General features: G+C 39.0%; 1 protein-coding gene. It reads left to right on the top strand.

The genetic code is table 11. The features are described from left to right. On the top strand, window positions 1-267 hold a 267-nt coding region (locus tag MTCD1_RS19335), incomplete at both ends, for a TraB/GumN family protein (protein ID WP_143760187.1).

Here is a 267-nt window from a genome sequence, read left to right on the forward strand (position 1 = left end):
CTTTAAACCGAGCATGATCTCGTTAATGTTAACCATGATTGAATTACAGCGTCTCAATTTCACTGGTATGGGTGTTGATCAGTACTATAATGATAAGGCCATCGCAGATGCTAAACCCTTAGGTAAGTTAGAAACTGTTGAGGAGCAACTGACGTTTATTGCCAGTATGGGTAAAGACAAAGAGGATGCTTTGATCCGCTACAGTTTAGAAGATTTAAAAACACTGCCAATATTTATGCAAGAAATGAAAGTGGCATGGCGTAATGG

The sequence above is a fragment of the Colwellia marinimaniae genome (genome assembly GCF_002207865.1).
GTDB classification, from domain to species: Bacteria; Pseudomonadota; Gammaproteobacteria; order Enterobacterales; family Alteromonadaceae; genus Colwellia; species Colwellia marinimaniae.